The sequence below is a fragment of the Luteibacter sp. P4_E6 genome (assembly GCF_056401535.1).
Genome location: NZ_JBFUJE010000808.1, coordinates 1 through 1,301 on the forward strand (window position 1 = coordinate 1; position 1,301 = coordinate 1,301).

Here is a 1,301-nt window from a genome sequence, read left to right on the forward strand (position 1 = left end):
GCGCATGGCCAACGCGGAGTTGTTCTACGAGAAGTACGGCTTCTCGGTGAACCTCAGCTACCACTACACCGGCTCTTACCTGTCGACCTATGACTTCCTCAACCAGAACAGTCCGTGGGACGACCTGTGGATCCGGCCGATTCGTCGCGTGGACCTGCATCTCGGGTATGCGATGTCCAACGGCCTGCAGTTCGACCTGCAGGTCAGCAACCTGACCAAGCAGTATTCGTACTGGTCGCACATCGGCAGGAACAGCCTGGCCAATTCGGATATCGTCGATGCGGGAAGGACCACCCTGCTGACCGTGAAGTACAACTTCTGAGCATGCAACGACGCCGTTTCCTTGCCCTGTCGCTGCTCACCCCGCTGGCATTCGCCGGCCGCGGGTGGGCGGCGTCGCTTGCCCCGGCCCTCGCCCCGGTGGGGCCGGACGGACGGCCGCATGCCTTCAGCTTCGGCCAGCGTGAGTTCCTGCTCGACGGCGAGACGTTCCGCGTGCACAGCGGGGAGATGCATCCGGCACGGATCGCTAAGGAGCATTGGCGCCATCGCATCCGTATGGCCCGGGCCATGGGGCTCAACACCGTGGCGATCTACGTGATGTGGAATCACCACGAGCGCGAGCCCGGGGTATTCGACTTCGAAAGCGGAAACAGGGATGTCGCTGGCTTCATCCGCTTGTGCGCGGAGGAGGGCATGTGGGTCTACCTGCGGCCGGGCCCGTACATCTGCGGTGAATGGACCAACGGCGGGCTACCGGCTTATCTGTTGCGCGACCCCGACACGCGGCTGCGCACGCGGGACGATCCGCGGTACATGTCGGCCGTGCGGCGTTACGTCGCCGCGTTGGCGCCGCGCATCGTGCCGCTGATGGCAAAAGCGGGCGGTCCGGTATTGATGCTGCAGATAGAGAATGAATACTCAATGTTCGCCGACGACATCGGCTATCTCGATGCGTTGCGTGACATCTGGCGCGAGCACGGCGTGGATGGACCGTTCTCGGTGTCGGATGGCCTGAAGGACCTGCAGCGGCGCAAGGCGTATCCGAAGGGATCGGCGCTCGGGCTCGATGGCGCCGACSTGCCCGATCTKTTGAAGGGCAGGGGCTTTGCTGGCGAGTCGCCCGTATGGGTGGGTGAAGGTTATCCCGGGTGGCTGACCCACTGGGGCGAGCCGACGTTCGCTTCCAAGGACTATGAGGAGACCCTGCGCCACATCATGCGTGCCGGCTATTCGTTCAATCTGTACGTGGTGCACGGCGGCACGAATTTTGGGCTTACCGCAGGCTCGAACGCCGAAGA

General features: G+C 63.4%; 1 protein-coding gene and 1 pseudogene. Both read left to right on the forward strand.

Going from position 1 to position 1,301, the window contains the following annotated elements; translation table 11 throughout:
* A pseudogene (locus AC1DT2_RS23665) lies at positions 1-322 on the forward strand (TonB-dependent receptor); the annotation flags it as partial.
* 2 nt (positions 323-324) lie between these two features.
* The coding region (locus AC1DT2_RS23670) for a beta-galactosidase (protein ID WP_477299129.1) at positions 325-1,301 on the forward strand (977 nt) is incomplete at its 3' end.